The sequence below is a fragment of the Stenotrophomonas sp. ASS1 genome, assembly GCF_004346925.1.
Taxonomy (GTDB): domain Bacteria; phylum Pseudomonadota; class Gammaproteobacteria; order Xanthomonadales; family Xanthomonadaceae; genus Stenotrophomonas; species Stenotrophomonas maltophilia_A.
Window position 1 is genome coordinate 3,292,925 of record NZ_CP031167.1, and the last position, 22,990, is coordinate 3,315,914.

Consider the following 22,990-nt stretch of genomic DNA (forward strand, 5'->3'; position numbering starts at 1 on the left):
GCAACGTCACCAGACGACCGGCCCCGCAGGGCCGGTGCGGGCTTACTTGTTGTCCATCTGCAGCACGGCCAGGAACGCTTCCTGCGGGATCTCCACGCGGCCGACCTGCTTCATGCGCTTCTTGCCTTCCTTCTGCTTTTCCAGAAGCTTCTTCTTGCGCGAAACGTCGCCACCATAGCACTTGGCCAGCACGTTCTTGCGCATGGCCTTGACCGTGGTACGGGCGATGATCTGCGAGCCGACGGCGGCCTGGATGGCCACGTCGAACATCTGGCGCGGGATCAGGTCCTTCATCTTTTCGCACAGCTCGCGGCCGCGACGGTCGGCATGGCTGCGGTGCACGATCAGCGACAGTGCATCGACCTTGTCACCGTTGATCAGTACGTCCACGCGCACGAACGGGCCTGCGTCGAAGCGCACGAAGTGGTAATCCAGCGAGGCATAGCCCCGGCTGACCGACTTCAGCTTGTCGAAGAAGTCCAGCACCACCTCGGCCATCGGCAGCTCGTAGCTGATCTGCACCTGGCTGCCCAGGTAGTTGATGCCGATCTGGCTGCCGCGCTTCTCTTCGCACAGCTTGATGATGTTGCCGATGTACTCCTCGGGGGTGAGCACGTTGGCACGGATGATCGGCTCGCGGATCTCCTCGACCTGGTTCACCGGCGGCAGCTTGGCCGGGTTGTCCATGTTGATGATCGAGCCATCGGTCTTCAGGACTTCATACACCACCGTCGGCGCGGTGCTGATCAGGTCCAGGTTGTATTCGCGCTCCAGGCGCTCCTGCACGATTTCCATGTGCAGCATGCCGAGGAAGCCGCAGCGGAAGCCGAAGCCCATCGCCTCGGAGCTTTCCGGCTCGAAACGCAGCGCGGCATCGTTCAGGCGCAGCTTGTCCAGCGCTTCGCGCAGGTCCGGGTAGTCCTCGGCGTCGACCGGGAACAGGCCGGCGAACACGCGCGGCTGCATTTCCTGGAAACCCGGCAGCGGCTTCGGCGCCGGGTCGCCGGCCAGGGTCAGGGTGTCGCCGACCGGCGCACCGTGCACGTCCTTGATGCTGGCGGTGACCCAACCCACTTCACCTGCACGCAGCGCCGGCAGCACCTTGCGCTTCGGGGTGAACACGCCGACGTTGTCGACCTGGTGGTTGCGGCCGGTGGACATCACCTGCAGCTTGTCACCTGCCTTGATCTCGCCCTGCATCACGCGCACCAGCGAGACCACACCCAGGTAGTTGTCGAACCAGGAGTCGATGATCAGCGCCTGCAGCTTGTCGGTGTCGCGCGGCTTCGGCGGCGGGATGCGATGCACGATCGCTTCCAGCACGTCCTGCACGTTTAGCCCGGTCTTGGCGCTGACCGGCACGGCGTCGGAGGCATCGATGCCGATCACGGCCTCGATCTCGGCCTTGGCGCGCTCGATGTCGGCGGTGGGCAGGTCGATCTTGTTGATCACCGGCACCACTTCCAGGCCCTGCTCCACGGCGGTGTAGCAGTTGGCCACCGACTGCGCTTCCACGCCCTGGGCCGCATCGACCACCAGCAGCGCGCCTTCGCAGGCGGCCAGCGAGCGGCTGACTTCATAGGAGAAGTCGACGTGGCCGGGGGTGTCGATGAAGTTCAGATGGTAGGTCTGCCCGTCCTTGGCCAGGTACGGCAGCGACACCGACTGCGCCTTGATCGTGATGCCACGCTCGCGCTCGATCGGGTTGGAGTCGAGCACCTGCGCTTCCATCTCGCGGGCCTGCAGGCCACCACAGAGCTGGATGATGCGGTCGGCCAGCGTGGACTTGCCGTGGTCGACATGGGCGATGATGGAGAAGTTGCGGATGTTCCGCATCGAATCAGAAGACATAGGTGGCGGCGGCGCGCGGCGTCGTCAGGGTAACGGTCGATTATCGCATGCCCGGCGCCCGCCCGCGAAAACGGCCTCATCGGACCGGGCCCGGAATGGCCGAAGCCCCGCCAGGGCGGGGCTTCGGGGAAAAGCAGGGGCCGCCGAAGCGGCCCCGGCAGGCCTTACTGGCCGGCCTTGACCGCGACGAACGCGCTGTTGCCGCTGCCGGTGCGCACCAGCAGCATCACCACGTCACCCTTCTTGTAGCTGGAAAGCGCACGGTTCAGCGCGTCCACGCTGCCGACCTGGGTGCTGGCCACCTGCAGGATCACCATGCCCGGAGACAGGCCCGCATCACGCGCGCCCTGGCCCTTGACCCCGGTGATGCGCACGCCTTCGCCCGATTCCAGGCCCAGCTGCTTGCGCTGCGGTGCGGTCAGGTCACTGACGTCCAGCCCCAGCAGGGCATTGGCGCCGGCCTGCGGAGCCGCATCGCTGTCGCCGGTGGCCGGGCCACGCGAACCGGCCTGCCCGTCTTCGGTCAGTGCGGTCAGGGTGGCACTGAGGTCGCGCGGCTTGCCATCACGGATCACACCCAGGGTGACCCGGCTGCCCGGTGCCATCGCGCCGATCAGCGGCGGCAGGTCGGACCAGCTGTTGACCGGCGCGCCGTTCACCGAACGGATCACATCACCGATCTTCACCCCGGCCCGGGCTGCAGCCGAGTCCGGCACGATCTGGTTGACCAGGGCGCCGCGGCTGTCCGGCAGGCCCATCGCCTGCGCCTTCAGCCCGTCGATTTCCTGCACCACCGCGCCGAGCTGGCCACGGGTGACCTTGCCGGTCTTCTTGATCTGCTCGACCGCGCTCATCGCCAGGTCGATGGGGATCGCGAAGCTGATGCCCATGTAGCCGCCCGAGGCGGAGAAGATCTGCGAGTTGATGCCGACCACTTCGCCACGGGTGTTCAGCAGCGGGCCACCGGAGTTGCCCTGGTTGATCGCCACGTCGGTCTGGATGAAGGGCACGTAGCGCTGGTCCGGGCCACCTGTGCTGCGGCCGAGGGCGCTGACCACGCCGGCAGTGACCGAGTGGTCGAGGCCGAACGGCGAACCGATCGCGACCACCCACTGACCCGGCTTGAGGGAGTTGGAGTCGCCAACGCGCACGGTCGGCAGGTTCTTGCCGTCGATTTTCAGCAGTGCCACGTCGTACTGCTGGTCGCTGCCCACCACTTTCGCGGTGAACTCACGGCGGTCACCCAGCTTGACCTTCACCTCGCTGGCATCGGCCACCACGTGGTAGTTGGTCAGCACATAGCCATCGGGCGAGATGATGAAGCCCGAGCCCATGCCGCGGCCCTTGATGCTGGGGCCACCGTCCGGACCGCCCGGGCCCTGCCCCGGCATCGGGAAATCCGGGCCGAAGAAGCGGCGGAAGAACTCCGGCATGTCATCGTCGCCCCCCATCGGGCCCCGCGAGGCCTGGCGGTTGTTGCGGACGATGGTGGTGTCGACGTTGACCACGCCAGGCCCGACCTGTTCGACCAGATTGGTGAAGTCAGGCAGGCCCGTGACCAGCGGCTGGGCCGGGGCCCGCGGCGCGGCGGCCGGCGCGGCCTGGGTCTGGGCGGCCGGAGCCGGGGCCTGCGCGCAGGCCACCAACGGCAGGGTCAGGGCCAGCAGGCCCATGGCCTGCGTGCGGAGTCGGGGAGTCATCGGACGGCAACCTCCGGATCGGATGGAAAGAGGAATACGGGCCCCGCCGACGGCGGGGCGTGAAAGCGCCCGGCTCAGTCGCGCGGGCGCGGCGGCACCGGCAGGTCGTCCTGCAGGCGCGGCTCGAACGGGTAGAACGCGGCGCCCCCGGCGTGGGCCGGGAAGCTCGCATTGAGCGCGCCACCGGCAGCGGGCGCCAGGCTGGAGCGCGGCCACGGTCGCGCCTGCAGGCCACCAACCTCACCGAACGGCATGTTGCGGCTGGCATTGGCCGGCACGGTCGGGGTCAGCGGCGCCTGTGCGGCGGCCACGGCGCGTTGCGGCATGTCCTCGCGCTGGGCGGCACGCGCGGCCTGCTGGCTGCGGGTAGCGCTGGCGCGACGGGTGTCCTGGCGTCGGCTGGCCGCGGCCATGGCCACTGCCGGTACACCGGCCACGGCCATTGCGGCGGTATCCACCGAGGCTTCGGTTACCGGAGCCGGCGTCGTCGGCGCCGGTGCGGGCGCAAGTTCGGCCTGGCTGGCGATCACCTGCGGTGCCAGCGGCTCGCCCGGGGTGGCCTCTTTCAGCTTCTCGCCGCCCATGAACAGCGCCACCGCCGCCACCGAGGCGGCCAGTGCGGCGCCACCGCCCCAGGCCCGCCAACCGCTGCGGCGCACCTCGCGGCGCGGCTCGGCCTGCGGCGCCGGTTCGGCAGCGATGGCGGCGGCCACGGCCGCGCTGAAGCCGGCCGGCGCCAGCGCCGAGGCCTGCCCGCGCATCACGTCACCCAGCAGCTGCCAGCGTTCCTGGCAGCCGGCCAGCTCGGGGTCGTGCTCCATCCGGCGCAGCAGGAAGCGCGCTTCGTCGGCGCCCAGCTCGCCATCGACCAGGGCCGACAGCTGTTCGCGATGGCGCTGGTCCAGGCGCTGCCCGGCGGGCGATTGGTGGTTCTGCGATTCGTTGAACGGATTACTGGTCATACGCGGCTCTTCTCACGGGTGGCGCTGCCGATGTCCAACAGCGGCCGGAGTTCGGTGTCGATCGCCTCGCGCGCCCGGAAGATCCGTGAACGCACGGTGCCGATCGGGCACCCCATTTTCTGCGCGATATCTTCGTAACTCAGGCCTTCCACCTCGCGCAGGGTGATCGCCAACCGGAGTTCTTCCGGCAGCGCATTGACGGCCTTCATCACTGTCTGTTCCAGTTCCTGGCGCATCAACTCGCGTTCGGGCGTATCGGTGTCGCGCAGGCGCGTCCCGCTGTCGAACTGTTCGGCGTCACCGATGTCGATGTCATCGGTCGGCGGCCGGCGATTGTGTGAAGCCAGGTAGTTTTTGGCGGTATTCACGGCGATTCGATGCAACCAGGTTGAGAACTGGGCATCGCCGCGGAAACTTCCGATCGCGCGGTACGCACGGATGAAAGTGTCCTGGGCGACGTCCTGACATTCGCTCCAGTCGGCGATGTAGCGACCGACCAGGGCCACCACGCGATGCTGGTACTTGCGCACCAGGACATCGAACGCGGCGCTCTCGCCGTGCTGCACGCGCCGGACCAGTTCCAGATCCAGCTCCTGAGGTGTATCAACATCGGCCATGAGGGGCCGCACTCCTGTCAGCCCAACCGACGTCGGGCAATGAGACTGCCAATCCCGGGAAAAGTTCAGTCGCCGATCACCTGGCGCCGCACCAGCTTTTAACCACCGTTCCGTTAGCGTCCCGGTCCACGGCCATGGATCCGGGGTCGCCACTCCCCTGCTATTGGGATTTGACGCGGGGGAAACAACCTCTGGATCATAGCCGCTTCTCCATACACAACCGGATGGAACGTCCATGCTCTCAGGCTTCGATGGTCTCCGCTTCAGCCACTGGCACCCCGAGATCCGCGACGACGGCGTGGTGGTTCTCTCCCTGGATCGTCAGGACAGCAGCGTCAACGCCATGTCGCAGGACGTGCTGCTGGAACTGGGCGACCTGCTCGAGCGCATTGCACTGGACCCGCCCAAGGGCGTGGTGATCCAGTCGCTGAAGAAGGCCGGCTTCATTGCCGGTGCCGACCTGAAGGAGTTCCAGGAGTTCGACCGCCGCGGCACCGTCAACGACGCCATCCGTCGCGGCCAGGCCACCTACCAGAAGCTGGCTGAACTGCCCTGCCCGACCGTGGCAGCCATCCACGGCCACTGCCTGGGCGGCGGTACCGAGCTGGCGCTGGCCTGCCGCTACCGCGTGGCCTCCAATGACAGCAGTACCCGCATCGGCCTACCGGAGACCCAGCTGGGCATCTTCCCGGGCTGGGGTGGCAGCGCGCGCCTGCCTCAGCTGGTCGGCGCACCGGCGGCGATGGACATGATGCTGACCGGCCGCACCCTGTCGGCCTCGGCCGCGCGCGGCATCGGCCTGGTCGACAAGGTGGTGGCACCAGCAGTGGTGCTCGACACCGCCGTCGCGCTGGCGCTGTCCGGCACCACCCGCCCGTTCAAGCAGCGCGCGACGGCCTGGGCCACCAACACCTGGCTGGCACGCACCCTGCTGGCACCGCAGATGGTCAAGCAGGTCGCACGCAAGGCCAAGAAGGACCAGTACCCGGCGCCCTACGCGCTGATCAGCACCTGGCAGCGCAGCGGCGGCAAGCCGATCCAGGCACGCCTGGATGCCGAGCGGCGTGCCGTGGTGAAGCTGGCCAGCACGCCGACCGCGCGCAACCTGATCCGCATCTTCTTCCTGACCGAGCGCCTGAAGGGCCTCGGCGGTGGTGATTCCGGCATCCGCCACGTGCACGTGGTCGGCGCCGGCGTGATGGGCGGTGATATCGCCGCGTGGGCCGCCTACAAGGGCTTCGAGGTGACCCTGCAGGACCGCGAGCAGCGCTTCATCGACCCGGCCATGGAGCGCGCGCAGGCGCTGTTCGCCAAGAAGGTACGCGACGAGAGCAAGCGTCCCGCGGTGGCCGCGCGCCTGCGTGCCGACCTGGAAGGCAACGGCGTGGCCGAGGCCGACCTGGTGATCGAAGCGATCATCGAGAACCCGGAAGCCAAGCGCGCGCTGTACCAGACGCTGGAACCGAAGATGAAGCTGGACGCGCTGCTGACCACCAACACCTCGTCGATTCCACTGGTGGAGCTGCGCGACCACATCCAGCGCCCGGCACAGTTCGCTGGCCTGCACTACTTCAACCCGGTCGCGCAGATGCCGCTGGTGGAAATCATCCATCACGACGGCATGGCGCCTGAGACCGAACGTCGCCTGGCCGCGTTCTGCAAAGCACTGGGCAAGTTCCCGGTGCCGGTGGCCGGCAGCCCGGGCTTCCTGGTCAACCGCGTGCTGTTCCCGTACATGCTGGAAGCCGCCACTGCCTACGCCGAAGGCATCCCGGGCCCGGTGATCGACAGGGCGGCGGTGAAGTTCGGCATGCCGATGGGCCCGATCGAACTGATCGATACCGTGGGCCTGGACGTGGCCGCTGGCGTTGGCCGCGAACTGGCACCGTTCCTCGGCCTGCAGATTCCGGCCGCGCTGCAGACGGTGGAACCGGACAAGCGCGGTAAGAAGGATGGCCAGGGCATCTATACCTGGGAAAACGGCCGTGCGAAGAAGCCGGACGTGGCCAGCGATTACCAGGCACCGGCCGATCTGGAGGACCGCCTGATCCTGCCGCTGTTGAATGAAGCGGTGGCCTGCCTGCACGAAGGCGTGGTGGCCGATGCGGACCTGCTGGATGCCGGCGTGATCTTCGGCACCGGCTTCGCACCGTTCCGCGGTGGTCCGATCCAGCACATCCGTGCGGTCGGTGCCGATGCGATCGTCGAGCGGCTGAAGGCACTGCAGCAGCGTCACGGCGACCGTTTCGCCCCGCGCCCGGGCTGGGACAACCCCGCCCTGCGCGAACCGGTGGTGTGAGTTGATCGGCCGGGCCTGCGGCCCGGCACCCGCGGTAGTGCCGGCCGCTGGCCGGCAGCCCCAAAAGCCAGAGCCGCAGCGGCTCTGGCTTTTCTGTTTGCTGGGCGGGGCGGTGTGGGCAGGCAGGACACGCCGTAAACCCGTCCATGGGGGCTCGATGGCGCCATCCATGGCGCCAACGGTCCTGCCTGCCCACACCGCCCCACCCCTGACAGTTTCCCGGTGACGGTCAGTGACCTTCGGGAGCTGGTAGGTGTCGACCTTGGTCGACACGCTTGGTCCACGCCATGCGTGGATGCGAGCGAAGCGACCGGCGTTTGATTTTGACTTTGATTTTCTTTTTTCTTCTCCGTGGCTGGACAGCACACGGAAACCGTCAGAGGCCGGGCGGGTGGGTGGCGCAGGGGCGTGAGCCGCATGGATGCGGCGATCGAGCTTACATGGACGTACTTGCAGCGTCCCCTGCGCCACCCACCCGCCCGGCCAAGCGCAGCTTTTGATCTTGCTTCTGCCTTCAGCGACCAACCCACAGCCACGAGGGGCTGCGCCGTTGGCTGGAACCCCAGTCGAGCAAGCTCGACTCTACGGAACAACCTGTTACCCATACGGGGCATGTCCCCGTCACCGCTGCATGCGATGCTGATCACCTGATCCCTGCCAGCGAGAACGCCCGCATGACCACCATCATCGCCCCGCGCGTGCACGACATCGGCGGACTCGAAGTCCGTCGCGCCGTCCCGACCCTGCAGGCGCGCAGCATCGGCTCGTTCGTGTTCGTCGACCAGATGGGCCCGGCACTCATGCATCCCGGCACCGCCATCGACGTGCGCCCGCATCCGCATATCGGCCTGGCCACCGTCACCTATCTGTGGTCGGGCGCGATCGGCCACCGCGACACGCTGGGTTCGGATCAGGTGATCCGCCCCGGTGACGTCAACTGGATGACCGCCGGCCGCGGCATCGCCCATTCCGAGCGCACGCCGCAGCCGGACCGCGACCATGACAACCCGATCCACGGCATGCAGACCTGGGTGGCGCTGCCGAAATCGCATGAGGAAATCGAACCGGCGTTCTACCACCATGCCGCCGCCACCCTGCCGGAGCAGCGCCGCAATGGCGCATGGCTGCGCGTCATTGCCGGCCGCGCCTACGGCGAAGAATCGCCGGTGAAGGTGTTCGCCGATACGCTCAACGTGGCGATCGACCTCGACCCGGATGCGGAAATCGATATCGACAACGGCCACCGCGAGCGCGCGCTGTACATCCTCGAAGGCGACGCGCAGCTGGATGGCGTGGACATCCCTGCCCAGCACCTGGTGATCCCCGAGGCTGGTGCGCGTGGCCGCCTGCGCGCGAAGACGCCGGTGAAGGCGATGTTGTTCGGTGGCGAGCCGCTGGATGGCCCGCGTCACCTGTGGTGGAACTTCGTGTCCAGCTCGAAGGAACGTATCGAACAGGCCAAGCACGACTGGGAGGCCGGCCGCTTCGGCACCATTCCGGGCGACGACAAGGAATTCATCCCGCTGCCGCAGTACTGACATCGCGTGTTGCACACATCCGAAGGTGTATCCCTGCACCCGGCGTTGACACTACAGTCACCCGCTGATCATTGAAATGTGACATAAATCACACTTTCGACCGTCAAAGGAGTGCAACACATGAGCATGGGTAAACGCTTGTCCGCCGAGTTCCTCGGCACGTTCTGGCTGGTTCTGGGTGGCTGTGGCAGTGCCGTGCTGGCCGCCAAGTTCGGCGGTGACGGCAATCCGCTGGGTATCGGTTTCCTCGGCGTTGCGCTGGCCTTCGGCCTGACCGTGGTGACCGGCGCCTATGCGTTCGGCCATATCTCCGGCGCGCACTTCAATCCGGCGGTCAGTGTCGGCCTGTGGGCCGGCGGTCGTTTCCCGACCAAGGACCTGATCCCGTACATCATCGCCCAGGTCGCCGGCGGCCTGCTGGCCGGCTTCATCCTGCTGCAGATCGCATCGGGCGCCAGCGGCTTCGCCATTGATGGCAGCCAGGCCGGTGCATTCGCCAGCAACGGCTACGGCGCGCTGTCCCCCGGCGGCTACAGCGTGGCCGCGGCCTTCCTGTGCGAAGTGGTGCTGACCGCCGTGTTCCTGATCGTGATCATGGGCGCCACCCACGGCAAGGCACCGGCCGGGTTCGCCCCGCTGGCGATCGGCCTGTCGCTGACCCTGATCCACCTGATCAGCATCCCGGTCACCAACACCTCGGTGAACCCGGCCCGTTCCACGGCGGTGGCCTTCTTCGCCGGCAGCGGCGCGGTCAGCCAGCTGTGGCTGTTCTGGGTCGCCCCGCTGCTGGGCGGCGCGATCGGCGGCATCATCTACAAGTGGATCGGCAACGACCGCTGAGGCCTGTGCGGACCATTGCGGCCGACCATCGGCCGCAATGGTTACGCGTGTAACCGCGATTTGTGCGATCGCTCACGTTCCGTTAAGGTTGAGTTGACCGTCCGTGCACATGCCGGCCGGGGCGGCATCCGGGGATGGGATGCCAAGGCTGCCGGTCCATCCGGCGGAGCCAACGACACACCACCTTGGGGGATGCATGAAGTTCGCGCCTGTAGTGTTGTCGAGCCTGCTGTTCGCGGTGGCCCAGGCCGCCGCGCAGGCTCCCACCGAATGTCCTTCATTGCCGGCCAGCAGCGGCCTGCAGTGGCAACAGCAGGCACAGGCCGATTTCCTGGTCTGCCGCGCCAGCACCGGCGATGGCCGCGAGGTACTGAGCCTGATGCTCAGTGCGCGCGATCCCAACCTTCCATTGAACCGCTCGCTGCGCCAGGAAAAGGGCAGCTTCGGCGGTGAATCGCTGTACTGGTACCAGCCCGATCTGGGTGGCCAGCAGCCGCCCGGCTATGCCGAGCGTCGCATCAGTGTGGTCAAGCTCGACAAAGGGCGTTACGCGCAGATTTCGCTGTATCCGGACAGCGCGCAGGAACTGGGCTCGCTGCAGCAGCTGGCGCAGGGCATGAGCCTGACCCCGTCGGCCGTGGCCGCGGGGCGCTGAAGGTGACGGGGATGACTGCCTGGCAGCATCCCCGCAATGCGAGCCGATCCGACGGTAGTGCTGGCCGCTGGCCGGCACCCCGATCCGCCTTTGTCCGAGGCTGCAGCCGGCCAGCGGCCGGCACTCCCTCAGAACTTGCCTTCCTGGAAATCGACGAAGGCCTGCATCAGTTCCTGCCGCGTGTTCATCACGAACGGGCCATGCCGCATCACCGGCTCGCGCAGCGGACGGCCGGCCACCAGGATCAACCGCGCACCTTCGCTGCCGGCCGAAAGGTGCAACTGCTCGCCACCGCCCAGCACCGCCAGTTCCTGGCGCGCCACGTCACGCGCGGCGTCCTGCTCACCCACGGTCATCGCACCTTCGAACACGTAGGCGAACGCGTTGTGCCCCTCCGGCAGCGCATAGGTCCAGGCCCGGTCGGGCGCCAGCGTGATGTCCAGGTAGAGCGGATCGGTGGCCGGCTGCACGATCGGGCCATCGGTGCCGTCCACGCTGCCGGCAATCACCTTCACCTCCACGCCCGGCTCCGGGTGCACCACGGGAATGCGCTCGGGTGCGAATTCCTGGTACTTCGGGTCGGTCATCTTCTCCTTCGCCGGCAGGTTCACCCACAGCTGGAACCCGCGCATCTGCCCGCTTTCCTGCTCGGGCATCTCCGAATGCACCAGGCCACGGCCAGCGGTCATCCACTGCACGCTGCCCGGGGTGAGCAGGCCTTCGTTGCCATGGTTGTCGCGATGCCGCATGCGCCCGTCGAGCATGTAGGTGACGGTCTCGAAACCACGGTGCGGGTGTTCCGGGAAGCCGGCGATGTAGTCCTCGGCGCGGTCGGTACCGAACTCATCAAGCAGCAGGAACGGATCCAGGTCGGGCAGCGTCGGGCCGCCGATGACGCGGGTCAGGCGCACGCCGGCACCGTCGGAGGTGGGCATGCCACGGATGGTGCGCAGTACGCGGACCGGTTCGGGAAAGCTCATGGCGACTCCTGTTGGATGGGTGCCACTGAAGATGGACGCCACACGGCCGTAGGCCAATGGATGGCTCCGCAACCGATTGTTCCATCCCTGATGTTCGCTGCACGTCAGCGCAGCCGCCGTACGACCAAAGTACTACCGCCGATTCGTCCTGTGCCAATTGACCCTGTCGTGGGCAAGCAGGACTCTTTGTCTGTCTTTCCGGGAGAGAGCACCTCATGAAAGGGTTTTCCAAACTGGGCTGGGCGGTACTCGCTCTGCTCGGCGCGTTCTGTCTGGGCACCGTGGCGCTGCGCCGCGGCGAACACATCAATGCCCTGTGGATCGTCGTCGCGGCGGTGTCGCTGTACCTCGTCGCCTATCGCTTCTACAGCCTGTTCATCGCCAACAAGGTGATGCAGCTGGATCCGACCCGGGCCACCCCGGCGGTGATCAACAACGATGGCCTGGACTACGTGCCGACCAACAAGCACGTACTGTTCGGCCACCACTTCGCCGCCATTGCCGGCGCCGGCCCGCTGGTCGGCCCGGTCCTGGCCGCGCAGATGGGCTACCTGCCTGGCCTGCTGTGGCTGGTGGTGGGCGTGGTGTTGGCCGGTGCGGTGCAGGACTTCATGGTCCTGTTCCTGTCCAGCCGCCGCAATGGCCGCTCGCTGGGTGACCTGGTAAGAGAAGAGATGGGCCAGGTGCCCGGCACCATCGCGCTGTTCGGTGCGTTCCTGATCATGATCATCATCCTGGCAGTGCTGGCGATGGTGGTGGTCAAGGCGCTGGCCGAAAGCCCGTGGGGCATGTTCACGGTGATCGCGACGATGCCCATCGCGATCCTGATGGGCGTGTACATGCGCTACATCCGCCCCGGCAAGATCGGCGAGATCTCGGTGGTTGGCCTGATCCTGCTGCTGGCCGCGATCTGGTACGGCGGCAAGGTCGCCGCCGATCCGGTCTGGGGCCCGGCCTTCACCTTCACCGGCACCCAGATCACCTGGATGCTGATCGGCTACGGCTTCGTCGCCTCGGTGCTGCCGGTGTGGCTGCTGCTGGCCCCGCGTGATTACCTGTCGACCTTCCTCAAGATCGGCACCATCATCGCGCTGGCCATCGGCATCCTGGTGGTGATGCCGGAACTGAAGATGCCGGCGCTGACCCAGTTCGCCGCCAGCGGCGACGGCCCGGTGTGGAAGGGCGGCATGTTCCCGTTCCTGTTCATCACCATCGCCTGCGGTGCGGTCTCCGGCTTCCACGCGTTGATTTCCTCCGGCACCACGCCGAAGCTGCTGGCCAATGAAGCGCACATGCGCTACATCGGCTACGGCGGCATGCTGATGGAATCGTTCGTCGCGGTGATGGCGCTGGTGGCGGCCTCGATCATCGATCCGGGCATCTATTTCGCGATGAACAGCCCGGCGGCGGTGATCGGTGCCGATGCGGCCTCGGCCGCGCACTACATCACCAACACCTGGGGCTTCACCATCACGCCTGAGCAGCTGACCGCGACTGCGGCGGCGATCGGTGAACCGACCATCCTGCACCGCGCTGGTGGTGCGCCAACACTGGCGGTAGGCATCGCGCAGATCCTGCACGAAGCGATTCCCAGTGGCAGCGACGCGATGATGGCGTTCTGGTACCACTTCGCGATCCTGTTCGAAGCGCTGTTCATCCTCACCGCGGTGGACGCCGGTACCCGTGCGGGCCGCTTCATGCTGCAGGACCTGCTGGGCAACTTCGTGCCGGCCCTGAAGAAGACCGAATCGTGGACCGCCAACATCATCGGTACCGCCGGCTGCGTGGCGCTGTGGGGCTACCTGCTCTACACCGGCGTGGTCGATCCGTTCGGCGGCATCCAGACGCTGTGGCCGCTGTTCGGCATCTCCAACCAGATGCTGGCCGGCATCGCATTGATGCTGGGCACGGTGGTGCTGTTCAAGATGAAGCGTGACCGCTATGCGTGGGTCACCGCGGTTCCGGCCATATGGCTGCTGATCTGCACCACCTACGCCGGCTTCATCAAGATCTTCGACAGCAACCCGGCACAGGGCTTCCTGGCCCAGGCGCACAAATTCCAGGCCGCGCTCGCCAGCGACACGATCACCGCACCGGCCAAGTCGGTGGCGCAGATGAAGCAGATCGTGGTCAACGCCTACGTCAACACCGGCCTGACCGCGCTGTTCCTGCTGGTGGTGGGCGCGGTGCTGGTGTATTCGATCAAGACCATCCTGGCGGCCCGCCGCAACCCGCAGCGTACCGACCGCGAGACCCCGTACGTGGCGCTGAAGCCGCATGAAATGGTGGATCTGTGATGGGTACCCAACTGGTTCCCGCCGGCCAGTACCAGGCGCACCGCCGCATCTGGCGGCGCCTGGTGCAGACCGCACGACTGTGCTGTGGCATTCCTGATTACGACAACTACGTCCGGCACATGCTGGAAAAGCATCCGGACCAGGAGCCGATGGACTACAAGACGTTCTTCCGCGAGCGCCAGGAAGCACGTTATGGCGGACGCAACGGTGGCCGCTGCTGTTGAGGGTCCGGTTCAACAGCGCTCGAGTGACGTTGAGTAGATCCACGCCATGCGTGGATGAAACCTGGCAGATATCGAGTTGAGTCCGGGGTCAGATCCGTTTCCTCCGGGAAACAGATCTGACCCCTTCCTTGTTCATGGATACCCATGAAATGCATCCACGCATGGCGTGTATCTACGCAGGCATGACGCCGGGGCGGCCCGGACTCAGCCGGTGGCCATCCACTTCAGGATCAGGCCGGTGACGTAGGCCAGGCCCGTGCCGGTGGCATAACCCACCGTACCCAGCAGCACGCCCACCGGCGCCAGCGTCGGATGGAACGCCGCCGCCACCACAGGGGCCGAAGCGGCTGCGCCGATGTTGCCCTGCGAACCAATGGCGAAGAAGAACAGCGGCGCGCGCAGCAGCTTGGCCACCACCCACAGCACCAGCACGTGCGTGGCCATCCAGATCGCGCCGAGCAGGAACAGCCACGGCCGATCCAGCAGCGACAGCAGGTTCATCTGCATGCCGATGCAGGCGATCAGGAAGTACAGGAACACCGTGCCCAGCCGCGACGCACCGGCCGCTTCCAGCCGGCGCGCACGGGTGAAGCTCAGGCCCAGGCCCATCGCCGTGGACAGCAGGATCACCCAGACGAACTGGCTGTCCAGGCTGAACTGGCTGGCCCAGCTGACGTTGGCCTTGAACCAGCCCGACAGCGGCGCGGCGATGGCGTGGGCCAGGCCGACGCCACCCAAGGCCACGCCAACGATCACCATCAGGTCGGTCATGCTGGGAATGCGTGCGTTCTGTGCCTCGTAGGCACTGATGCGCGCCTTCATCTCGTCGATGGCACGGGTGTCGGCACCATTGCGGGTGTCGATCTGCTGTGCGCGGTTGGCCAGGAACAGCAGGATCGCCATCCACAGACTGGCACAGGCCACGTCAACCACCGCGAACTGGCCGAAGGTGGTGGCATCGGTGCCGAACACTTCGCGCATGGCGACCATGTTGGCGCCGCCACCGATCCAGCTGCCGGCCAGCGCCGCCATGCCGGCCCAGGTATCACCCGCCACGGTTTCCGGATGGATCAGCTTCATCAGCTGGAACGAAACGATGGCGCCGAGCATGATGCCGGCGGTACCGGCACAGAACACGATCAGCAGTTTCGGGCCGAGCTTGATGACGCCTTTCAGGTCGATCGACAGGGTCAGCAGGACCAGCGCGGCCGGCAGCAGCACGTCACGCGCGACCGGGTTGTACAGCGAGGTGTTGTGGCCATCGATGACACCGGCGGTGTTGTAGACGGCGGGGATGAAATAGCACAGCAGCAGGGCCGGCACCCAGGCGAAGATCTTCTTCAGCAGCGGGGTTGGACCACTGGCGGCCCAGAAGATCAGGGCCAGGGTGGCGGCAATCAGGCCCAGTCCAACGATGTCGTTGCTGATCAGGGCAGTAGCGGGTTCGGTCGGCATGGGATCCTCTGTCGATCGAAAGAGCGGAGAAAAAAAAGCGCCGCATAAGGCGGCGCAGATCGAGATTAACATTGTCTTCACGCCCGGTCATGCTGCAGTGCCGACACCCCCCATCCCGTCAGGGAGCCCACCCATGCAGCTTGGTGCCTTTTCGGTCAGCCTCTCGGTGAAGGATCTCGCGGCCTCCCGTGCCTTCTACGAAGCCCTGGGCTTCTCGGTCACCGGCGGCGATCCGGCACAGAACTGGCTGGTGATGCGCAGCAACGGCACGGTGATCGGGCTGTTCCAGGGCATGTTCGAGGGCAACCTGCTGACCTTCAACCCCGGCTGGGACCAGCACAAGCAGGAACTGCCCCACTTCCAGGATGTGCGTGAGCTGCAGGCAGAGCTGGATGCCAGGGGCATCGAACTGGCGGTCCGCACCGATCCTGATGGCCAGGGTAGGGGCTATCTGCAGTTGGCCGATCCCGACGGCAACGTGATCCTGATCGACCAGCACGTGGCGCGACCGAACGGGCGTTGAAGCGGACAGCCATTGCCTGGGTGGGCGTCGACCTTGGTCGACGAACGGCATGCCAACCAAGGTTGGCATCTACCAGAGCACGGCCAGCCACCGCCAGGGCATGCCAACCAGGGCTGGCATCTACCAGGACACGGACAGCCACCGCCGGGGCATGCCAACCAGGGCTGGCACCTACCAGAACACGGACAGCCACCGCCTGGGTAGGCGTCGACCTTGGTCGACGAACGGCATGCCAACCAAGGTTGGCATCTACCAGAGCACGGCCAGCCACCGCCGGGGCATGCCAACCAAGGTTGGCATCTACCAGGACACGGACAGCCACCGCCGAGGCATGCCAACCAGGGCTGGCACCTACCAGAACACGGACAGCCACCGCCTGGGTAGGCGTCGACCTTGGTCGACGAACGGCATGCCAACCAAGGTTGGCATCTACACGAACGGCCGGATCAGCGCGGTCGCGAGGCACTGAAATCGAGCGTGACACGTGTGCCACGCGGCTCGCAGGGCTGCAACTGCAGGGTCCATCCCAGGTGCTCGCACAGCCGCGCGATCAGATCCAGTCCGATGCCGCCGCCACGATCGGCGCGTTCGCCACGGGCCATCCGCGCATGGATCGCCGCGATCTCTTCCGGGCTCATGCCATGTCCCGGGTCCTGCAGGGTCAGCACCGCCGATGAACTCAGGCGCAATTCGATGTGGCCACGGCCACTGTTCTCGATGGCGTTGCGCAGCAGGTTGCCGATCGCTGCCTGCACCACCGCCAGCGGCGCGACGATGTCCACCGGTGCGGCCTGGATGCCGATGCTCAGGTCCTTGTCGCCCAGCAGGTGGCGATGGTCGTCGACGATCTCCGGCAGCAGCTGGTCCAGCGCGATGCGCTCGGCACGCGCCGCCAGTCGCGCCGGATCACGCGCCAGCACCAGCAGCAGTTCGATCAGCTGCTCCACGCTCTGTGCGGTGCGCAGTACCCGTTGCATCTGCTGGCGCGCACGCTCGGGCAGGCCCGGTTGCTCCAGCGCCAGTTCGGCGGCACCGGTCATCACCGCAATCGGCGTGCGCAATTCGTGGCTGGCGGTGCTGATGAAGACCCGCTCGCGTTCGACGAACTGCTCGTTGCGGTCCAGGTAATCGTTCAGCGCATTGGCAATGGTGTGCAGCTCTGAGCTGCCGCGCGGGTCGACCTCGATGCGCTGCCCCTGCACGCCCGGCCTGAGCGCGGCGATGTGTTGTGCCAGCAGGCTCAGCGGACGCACCATCCGCTCCATGCCGAACGAAGCCATCAGCACGGTAACGAAGATCATGATCACCCCGGCCAGCATCACCCAGCGCGTGGCGAACTGTTCCAGGTCATGGAAGTCGGAGATGTCCAGTACCAGCGCGACCCGTCCCATCGACTGGGTTTCACGCACCATCACCGCCGTCTCGCGGCCCTTGACCATTACGCCGTCGTGCAGCCCTGGATGCAGGGTACGCAGGCTATCGGGAAGGTTGACCGCGTCGAAGCGGTACAGGCTCAGCGTGTCCGAATCCTGCCAGCGATAGTGCGGTTCGTGCTCGACATGCTCGACGATGCTGTCGAGCTCGGAGTTGAGCAGCGCGCGCCAGGCGGCATGCTCGGCGTGCTCGTGCACGTAGTTGCCGACGCTGAACACCGCGATCGACAGCAGCGCCAGATAGCCCAGCAACCACCACACCACGCGCCGGTACAACGGCCCCGGCTTACGCGCCCTCATCAGCATTCCTGCCGGCGTCGGCACCCTCCACTACCGCCAACCGGTAACCCACGCGCGGCAGGGTGTGGATCAGCTTCTCGGCAAACGGACCGTCAACGCTGCGACGCAACTCGTAGACATGCGAACGCAGCAGGTCGCCATCCGGCGGCTCGTCACCCCACAGGGCGAACTCCAGCTGCTGTCGCGTCACCGCACCCGGGCTGGCCCGCATCAGCACTTCCAGCAGTTTGCGGCAGGCCGGGTACAGGTGCAGCACCTGGCCCTCACGCTGCGCCTCCAGCGTCGCCAGGTCCAGCACCAGGTCGCCCACCTGCAGGCGCTTGCGCGGGTTGCGGCCCTGCGCACGCAGCAGCAGCGCTTCCAGCCGCACCTCCAGCTCGGGCAGGGCGAACGGCTTGGTCAGGTAGTCGTCGGCACCGGCGCGGAAGCCGGCGATCTTGTCCGGCAGTTCATCGCGCGCGGTCAGCATGATCACCGGCACCTCCGACGCGTGTTCGGCACGCAGCCGGCGCAGCACTTCCGGTCCCTCCATGCGCGGCAGCATCCAGTCCAGGATCACCGCATCGTAGGGGTGGCTGCCGGCCAGGTGCAGGCCGGTGATGCCATCCGGGGCCACGTCCAGCACATGCCCGCGCGACTCGAAATAGTCGAACAGGTTGGCCACCAGCTGGCGGTTGTCCTCGATCACCAACAGACGCATGCACGAAACATCCACGGAAGTTCGTACCATGGTAGCGCCGCCCATGTCGGAATGCGGTCGTCCCGCCCCCTTCTGACGCTTTTCCCACCCCTGCCACCTCAGAATGGCCGTTTTGCTCCCGGAGCCTGCCGTGCCCGTAGCCCTGCCCCGCCGTTGGCGACTGCCCCTGTTGTGGCTGCTGATCATTGCTGCATTGGCAGCGGGCATCGGCCTTCGGCAGCCGCAGCCACCGGACGAGCCGCGCTTCGTGCTGGCCGCACGGACCATGGTCGAGAGCGGGCAATGGCTGCTGCCGCATCGTGGCAGCGAGCTGTATGCCGAGAAACCACCGGTGTTCATGTGGCTGCAGGCGGCCGCCTACGAGGTGGTCGGCAGCTGGCAATGGTCGTTCCTGCTGCCGTCATTGCTGGGCGCCCTGCTGAGTCTGTGGCTGGTGTCGGATCTGGCACGGCGGCTGTGGTCGCCGCGGCATTCCATCTATGCCCTCGCGGCGCTGTTCTGCACCCTGCAGTTCGGGCTGATGGCCAAGCGTGCGCAGATCGACATGGTGCTGGTGGGGATGACCACCGTCGCCCTGTGGGGCTTGATGCGGCACCTGTGCGAACGTCGCAACCTGCCCGCGCTGTGGCTGGCCGGTTTCGCCGCCGGTGTCGGCACGGTGACCAAGGGCGTGGGTTTCCTGCCGCTGCTGCTGGTGCTGCCCTGGTTCGGCTGGTGGCTGTACCAGCGCCGTCGCGGGCACCGTGTGGAGGGTCCGCACCCGGCAACGCTGCTGTGGTTGATCCCGGCGTTCCTGCTGGGCGTGGGCGTGTGGCTGGCGCCGCTGGGCTGGGCCCTGCTGCATACGCCCAGCGCCGAACTGCAGGCCTACGCGCACGAGCTGTTGTTCAAGCAGACCGGCACCCGCTACGCCAATGCCTGGCACCACCGGCAGCCGGCCTGGTACTACCTGCAGGTGATCCTGACCCTGTGGCTGCCGGGCAGCCTGCTGCTGCCGATGCTGTTCAAGCCGTGGTGGCGCCGCATCCGTCGTGGCGATCGCCGCCAGTGGCTGCTGCTGGGCTGGGCCGTACTGGTACTGGTGTTCTTCAGTGCCAGCCCGGGCAAGCGCGAGGTGTACCTGCTGCCGATGCTGCCGGCGATGGCACTGGCCGTGGCGCCGCTGCTGCCCGGCCTGCTGCGCCGCGTGTGCGTGCGCCGCTACCTGTTCGGCTACAGCGTGGTGCTGATGCTGGCCACCGGCATACTCGGCGTGATGCTGATGACCGAGCACCCATGGGCGTTGGCGCAACTGCAACGCCGCGCCATGCCCGAGACGTTGCTGCCGGTGCTCGGCGATGGCCTGCTGACCTTCGCCATTGCCCTGGCCACGCTGATCGTGTGGCTGCGGGTACGCCGTGCCGCGACGCTGGTACTGCTGACCCACGGCATGCTGTGGATGCTCTACGGCCTGGTGCTGATGCCTGCACTGGACCCCTTCGCTTCGGCGTCGGCACTCATGCGCCGCGTGGGCGCGCGAATCGGACCCGACGCCGAACTGGCGCTGGTGGCCTGGCGCGAGCAGAACCTGTTGCAGGCCGACCGGCCGGTGCGCGAGTTCGGCTTCAAGCGGCCCTGGGCCGAGCAGTGGCACGACGCCGGCCCGTGGCTGGCCGAGGCACCGGGCAAGCGCTGGCTGCTGGTGCTGGACGATGCGATGAGCCCGTGCGTGGACCCGAGCAAGGTGATCGATATCGGTATTGCCAACAGGAATCGCTGGCAACTGCTTCCCGGTACCGCGTGGGACGCGGAATGCCACGCCGAACGGGCCGGCGCGACCGCTGAAGAAGACTGAACGCTGACCCGTGCCGGGCAAGCATTAACCCGGCACGAACGAGCGTCCGACCCTTCTCCGACATCCAAGTGACGAGCATGGCCGCGGATTCCCGACCCGCCCTTTCCCAGCATGCCCGTCCGTCCCCTTGATTCGGTAGCGCCGCTTGCGACATCGCCACTGGCGTCAAAATTCGCCGTAACTCACCTCTGGCTGCCTGTCGCAATCGGTCTGTCCGTGTTTACGCTGCTGATGGGTTTCGGCGGCGACCAATGGGTCGCCGATCACCTGTTCCGCCTTGAGGGTGGCCATTGGGCGCTACAGGACGCCTGGGTCACCCGCACAGTGGTGCACAAGGCCGGCAAGTGGCTGAGCACGGCTGCTGCGCTCGTGGCGATCCTGCTGTGCTTCCACCACTGGCGAAAGGGTCGCGATCGCACCCTGCGGTGGGCGCTGCTTTATGTCGTGATTGCCATGGCCCTGGGCACGGGTGTGATCTCCCTGCTGAAGTCGCTGGTGCCGATGGAATGCCCCTGGGACCTGCTGCGCTACGGTGGCCACCAGCCGTTCATCGGGCTTTTCACGGCACGCCCCGCAGGTATGGCCGCACAGGCCTGCTTCCCGGCCGGCCACGCCAGCGCGGGCTATGCATGGTTGTCCCTGTACTTTTTCGCCTTGCTGTGGCGCCCTTCATGGCGCTGGGCCGGGTTGTGGATCGGCCTTGGCACCGGCCTGGTATTCGGCGTGAGCCAGCAACTGCGGGGCGCGCATTTCCTTTCGCATGACGTTGCTACTGCGTTGATCTGCTGGCTGCTTTCGCTGGGCCTGTATCTGATCGTCAAACGCGTCCTGGCCCGCCGTCAGCTGGACCGTCCCCACTGCCAGGAGGCAAACGCATGAGTGCATCGGTCCAACGCCCCGCCCGCCTTCCCGCGTTGGCGAACCTTCGCCGCTGGCGGCCGCAGCTGTCCACCGAAGCACTGATCACACTGACCAGCCTGTTCTTCGCAGTGGCCGGCAATGGCCTGTTCTGGCACAGCGCGATGGCCAGCCATCCGGGCAGCCTGCGCTACGCGCTGTCGCTGCTGCTGTTGCTGCTCGGTGCGCACGGCGTGCTGCTGGGCATCCTGGTCTGGCGCTGGAACGCCAAGGTGGTGATCAGCCTGTTGCTGCTGGTGACCGCATTCGCTGCGCATTACATGAGCCGCTACCACATCTACCTGGATGCGGACATGCTGCGCAACGTGCTGGCGACCGATCCCAAGGAAAGCCGCGAGCTGATGACCATATCGCTGGTGTGGCCGGTGCTGTTGCTGGCAGTGCTGCCGATGGCGGTGCTGTGGCGCGTGCAGCTGCGCCGCCGCAGCTGGGGCCGCAGCCTGCTCTGGCGCGTCGGCTTCCTGGTCGTGGCGGCAGTGACCGCGGTGGGCGGCGCATTGATCTCGTTCCAGGATGTCTCGGCACTGATGCGCAACCAGCGCGAAGTGCGCTACCTCGCGACACCGGCCAACGTGCTGCTGGGCATGCCGCGTGCACTGCGCGGTGACAACCCGGTGCAGCGCGCGCCGAAGCTGCCGATCGGCACCGATGCCAAGGCCACCCCGCGCGCGCCGGCCAGCAAGCCGCGCCTGCTGGTGATCGTCATGGGCGAGACCGTGCGCGCGCAGAACTGGGGGCTCAACGGTGGCCGCAACACCACCCCGGAACTGGCGCAGGCCAGCGTGATCAATTTCCCGGACATGCACTCGTGCGGCACCAGCACCGAGGTTTCGCTGCCGTGCCTGTTCTCGCCATGGGGTCGTCACGACTACGACGAGAAGAAGATCCGCGCGCACCAGTCGTTGCTGCACGTATTGAACCGTGCCGGTATTACGCCGCTGTGGCGTGACAACCAGTCCGGCTGCAAGGGCGTGTGCGAAGGCCTGGACTTCCAGTCATTATCCGATGCGACCACCCCGGGCCTGTGCGCTGACGGCCGCTGCATGGATGAAATCCTGCTGCAGGACCTGGCCACCCAGGTACGTGCAAAGCCGGGCGACCGCGTCGTGGTGCTGCATCAGCTGGGCAACCACGGCCCGGCCTACTTCGAGCGCTACCCGCCCGCGTTCCGCCGCTTCACCCCCACCTGCGATACCCGCGACATCGGCCGCTGCTCGCGCGAAGAGATCACCAACAGTTACGACAATGCCGTGCTGTACACCGATCACTTCCTGACCAAGACCATCGGTACGCTGCAGGGCATGCAGGACTACGACACGGCGATGCTCTACCTGTCCGACCACGGCGAGTCGCTGGGCGAGAAGGGCCTGTTCCTGCATGGCGTGCCCTACGCCATCGCGCCGGCCGAGCAGACCCGGGTACCGATGACGATGTGGTTCTCGCAGGGCTTCGCCAGCAGCCGCGGGCTGGACCTGCAGTGCGTGCGCAAGCGTTCGGCGGCCTACACCGACCATGACAACCTGTTCCCGTCGGTGCTGGGCCTGATGCAGGTGAAGACCTCGCTGTACGAGCGCGACCGCGACGTGTTCGCCAACTGCGAGGGTTGAGGGTTGTTCGGCAGGGCTTGCAGCCCTGCACCTGCAGAGGCAACCGCAACCGCAACGGCCGAAGCAGCAGCAACAGCGTGCATTCCGTGGGATGGCGGGGTGGGTCCGGTGGCGGGGGACGCCGTGAATCCGTCCCTGGAGGCTTGGCAGCCGCATCCATGCGGCTGACACCCCCGCCACCGGACCCACCCCGCCTTCGACAGTTTTCCGCGATCTGATGGAACGGCCTTGGGGTCAGATCCGTTTTCCGGAGGAAA

At 66.7% G+C, this 22,990-nt stretch carries 18 protein-coding genes; 10 read left to right on the plus strand and 8 right to left on the minus strand.

What is annotated here, in order from left to right:
• Nucleotides 1-42: 42 nt before the first annotated feature.
• From lepA to rpoE, 4 genes are all read right to left on the minus strand, one after another.
• The gene (lepA, locus tag MG068_RS15420) at nt 43-1,836 is read right to left on the minus strand and encodes a translation elongation factor 4 (protein WP_032129849.1); all 1,794 of its coding nucleotides are present in this window, start codon (nt 1,834-1,836) and stop codon (nt 43-45) included.
• A 179-nt stretch (nt 1,837-2,015) separates the two neighbouring features.
• The gene (locus MG068_RS15425) at nt 2,016-3,551 is read right to left on the minus strand and encodes a DegQ family serine endoprotease (protein ID WP_032129850.1); all 1,536 of its coding nucleotides are present in this window, start codon (nt 3,549-3,551) and stop codon (nt 2,016-2,018) included.
• A gap of 74 nt (nt 3,552-3,625) precedes the next feature.
• The gene (locus MG068_RS15430; protein ID WP_049421254.1) at nt 3,626-4,513 is read right to left on the minus strand and encodes a sigma-E factor negative regulatory protein; all 888 of its coding nucleotides are present in this window, start codon (nt 4,511-4,513) and stop codon (nt 3,626-3,628) included.
• Nucleotides 4,510-5,130, minus strand: a complete 621-nt coding sequence (gene rpoE / locus MG068_RS15435; RefSeq protein ID WP_010482816.1) for an RNA polymerase sigma factor RpoE — start codon at nt 5,128-5,130, stop codon at nt 4,510-4,512. The genes MG068_RS15430 and rpoE overlap by 4 nt, the downstream gene beginning before the upstream one ends.
• A gap of 235 nt (nt 5,131-5,365) precedes the next feature.
• Here rpoE and MG068_RS15440 point away from each other — a divergent pair, with 235 nt between their 5' ends.
• The 4 genes from MG068_RS15440 to MG068_RS15455 all read left to right on the plus strand — a co-directional run bounded on the left by MG068_RS15440 (nt 5,366) and on the right by MG068_RS15455 (nt 10,462).
• On the plus strand, nt 5,366-7,429 hold the full coding sequence (locus MG068_RS15440; RefSeq protein WP_132810596.1) for a 3-hydroxyacyl-CoA dehydrogenase NAD-binding domain-containing protein: 2,064 nt from the start codon (nt 5,366-5,368) through the stop codon (nt 7,427-7,429).
• Nucleotides 7,430-8,103: 674 nt separating this feature from the next.
• Entirely contained in the window at nt 8,104-8,967 is an 864-nt protein-coding gene (locus MG068_RS15445) for a pirin family protein (RefSeq protein WP_032129853.1), read from the plus strand.
• A gap of 120 nt (nt 8,968-9,087) precedes the next feature.
• Nucleotides 9,088-9,807, plus strand: coding sequence for an aquaporin Z (gene aqpZ, locus MG068_RS15450; protein WP_032129854.1), 720 nt, complete (start codon nt 9,088-9,090; stop codon nt 9,805-9,807).
• A 196-nt stretch (nt 9,808-10,003) separates the two neighbouring features.
• Nucleotides 10,004-10,462: a hypothetical protein gene (locus MG068_RS15455; RefSeq protein ID WP_032129855.1), complete on the plus strand. Its 459-nt coding sequence runs from the start codon at nt 10,004-10,006 to the stop codon at nt 10,460-10,462.
• Nucleotides 10,463-10,590: 128 nt separating this feature from the next.
• On the opposite strand, the gene MG068_RS15460 is transcribed toward MG068_RS15455, so the two are convergent.
• Nucleotides 10,591-11,442, minus strand: coding sequence for a pirin family protein (locus MG068_RS15460; RefSeq protein WP_132810597.1), 852 nt, complete (start codon nt 11,440-11,442; stop codon nt 10,591-10,593).
• Nucleotides 11,443-11,657: 215 nt separating this feature from the next.
• Between MG068_RS15460 and MG068_RS15470 the strand changes: the two genes are divergently transcribed.
• Nucleotides 11,658-13,739 (plus strand): carbon starvation CstA family protein, encoded by a 2,082-nt coding sequence (locus MG068_RS15470; protein WP_032129857.1) that lies wholly within the window; start codon nt 11,658-11,660, stop codon nt 13,737-13,739.
• Nucleotides 13,739-13,963 carry a YbdD/YjiX family protein gene (locus MG068_RS15475; RefSeq protein WP_132810598.1) on the plus strand — a complete coding sequence of 75 codons (225 nt, stop codon included), beginning with the start codon at nt 13,739-13,741 and terminating at the stop codon, nt 13,961-13,963. The genes MG068_RS15470 and MG068_RS15475 overlap by 1 nt, the downstream gene beginning before the upstream one ends.
• A gap of 204 nt (nt 13,964-14,167) precedes the next feature.
• Here the strand turns inward: MG068_RS15475 and MG068_RS15480 are convergent, their stop codons facing one another.
• Entirely contained in the window at nt 14,168-15,418 is a 1,251-nt protein-coding gene (locus MG068_RS15480; protein ID WP_132810599.1) for a DUF819 family protein, read from the minus strand.
• Nucleotides 15,419-15,551: 133 nt separating this feature from the next.
• Between MG068_RS15480 and MG068_RS15485 the strand changes: the two genes are divergently transcribed.
• A complete protein-coding gene (locus MG068_RS15485) occupies nt 15,552-15,941 on the plus strand; it encodes a VOC family protein (RefSeq protein ID WP_132810600.1) in 390 nt (129 codons plus the stop codon).
• A gap of 446 nt (nt 15,942-16,387) precedes the next feature.
• On the opposite strand, the gene MG068_RS15490 is transcribed toward MG068_RS15485, so the two are convergent.
• A complete protein-coding gene (locus MG068_RS15490) occupies nt 16,388-17,674 on the minus strand; it encodes a sensor histidine kinase (protein ID WP_032129860.1) in 1,287 nt (428 codons plus the stop codon).
• On the minus strand, nt 17,661-18,374 hold the full coding sequence (locus MG068_RS15495) for a response regulator transcription factor (protein WP_032129861.1): 714 nt from the start codon (nt 18,372-18,374) through the stop codon (nt 17,661-17,663). The genes MG068_RS15490 and MG068_RS15495 overlap by 14 nt, the downstream gene beginning before the upstream one ends.
• A 130-nt stretch (nt 18,375-18,504) precedes the next feature.
• Between MG068_RS15495 and MG068_RS15500 the strand changes: the two genes are divergently transcribed.
• The 3 genes from MG068_RS15500 to MG068_RS15510 all read left to right on the plus strand — a co-directional run bounded on the left by MG068_RS15500 (nt 18,505) and on the right by MG068_RS15510 (nt 22,733).
• Complete coding sequence (locus MG068_RS15500; protein WP_132810601.1) at nt 18,505-20,208, plus strand: ArnT family glycosyltransferase; 1,704 nt, start codon at nt 18,505-18,507, stop codon at nt 20,206-20,208.
• 111 nt (nt 20,209-20,319) lie between these two features.
• Nucleotides 20,320-21,087, plus strand: a complete 768-nt coding sequence (locus tag MG068_RS15505) for a phosphatase PAP2 family protein (RefSeq protein ID WP_132810602.1) — start codon at nt 20,320-20,322, stop codon at nt 21,085-21,087.
• Nucleotides 21,084-22,733, plus strand: coding sequence for a phosphoethanolamine transferase (locus tag MG068_RS15510; protein ID WP_132810603.1), 1,650 nt, complete (start codon nt 21,084-21,086; stop codon nt 22,731-22,733). The genes MG068_RS15505 and MG068_RS15510 overlap by 4 nt, the downstream gene beginning before the upstream one ends.
• Nucleotides 22,734-22,990: the final 257 nt, after the last annotated feature.

What these genes read in the sequence shown, in the direction of transcription:
- lepA (WP_032129849.1), bottom strand. Translation starts at nt 1,836, where the DNA reads ATGCGGAACATCCGCAACTTCTCCATCATCGCCCATGTCGACCACGGC.
- MG068_RS15425 (WP_032129850.1), bottom strand. Translation starts at nt 3,551, where the DNA reads ATGACTCCCCGACTCCGCACGCAGGCCATGGGCCTGCTGGCCCTGACC.
- MG068_RS15430 (WP_049421254.1), bottom strand. Translation starts at nt 4,513, where the DNA reads ATGACCAGTAATCCGTTCAACGAATCGCAGAACCACCAATCGCCCGCC.
- rpoE (WP_010482816.1), bottom strand. Translation starts at nt 5,130, where the DNA reads ATGGCCGATGTTGATACACCTCAGGAGCTGGATCTGGAACTGGTCCGG.
- MG068_RS15440 (WP_132810596.1), top strand. Translation starts at nt 5,366, where the DNA reads ATGCTCTCAGGCTTCGATGGTCTCCGCTTCAGCCACTGGCACCCCGAG.
- MG068_RS15445 (WP_032129853.1), top strand. Translation starts at nt 8,104, where the DNA reads ATGACCACCATCATCGCCCCGCGCGTGCACGACATCGGCGGACTCGAA.
- aqpZ (WP_032129854.1), top strand. Translation starts at nt 9,088, where the DNA reads ATGAGCATGGGTAAACGCTTGTCCGCCGAGTTCCTCGGCACGTTCTGG.
- MG068_RS15455 (WP_032129855.1), top strand. Translation starts at nt 10,004, where the DNA reads ATGAAGTTCGCGCCTGTAGTGTTGTCGAGCCTGCTGTTCGCGGTGGCC.
- MG068_RS15460 (WP_132810597.1), bottom strand. Translation starts at nt 11,442, where the DNA reads ATGAGCTTTCCCGAACCGGTCCGCGTACTGCGCACCATCCGTGGCATG.
- MG068_RS15470 (WP_032129857.1), top strand. Translation starts at nt 11,658, where the DNA reads ATGAAAGGGTTTTCCAAACTGGGCTGGGCGGTACTCGCTCTGCTCGGC.
- MG068_RS15475 (WP_132810598.1), top strand. Translation starts at nt 13,739, where the DNA reads ATGGGTACCCAACTGGTTCCCGCCGGCCAGTACCAGGCGCACCGCCGC.
- MG068_RS15480 (WP_132810599.1), bottom strand. Translation starts at nt 15,418, where the DNA reads ATGCCGACCGAACCCGCTACTGCCCTGATCAGCAACGACATCGTTGGA.
- MG068_RS15485 (WP_132810600.1), top strand. Translation starts at nt 15,552, where the DNA reads ATGCAGCTTGGTGCCTTTTCGGTCAGCCTCTCGGTGAAGGATCTCGCG.
- MG068_RS15490 (WP_032129860.1), bottom strand. Translation starts at nt 17,674, where the DNA reads ATGAGGGCGCGTAAGCCGGGGCCGTTGTACCGGCGCGTGGTGTGGTGG.
- MG068_RS15495 (WP_032129861.1), bottom strand. Translation starts at nt 18,374, where the DNA reads ATGCGTCTGTTGGTGATCGAGGACAACCGCCAGCTGGTGGCCAACCTG.
- MG068_RS15505 (WP_132810602.1), top strand. Translation starts at nt 20,320, where the DNA reads ATGCCCGTCCGTCCCCTTGATTCGGTAGCGCCGCTTGCGACATCGCCA.
- MG068_RS15510 (WP_132810603.1), top strand. Translation starts at nt 21,084, where the DNA reads ATGAGTGCATCGGTCCAACGCCCCGCCCGCCTTCCCGCGTTGGCGAAC.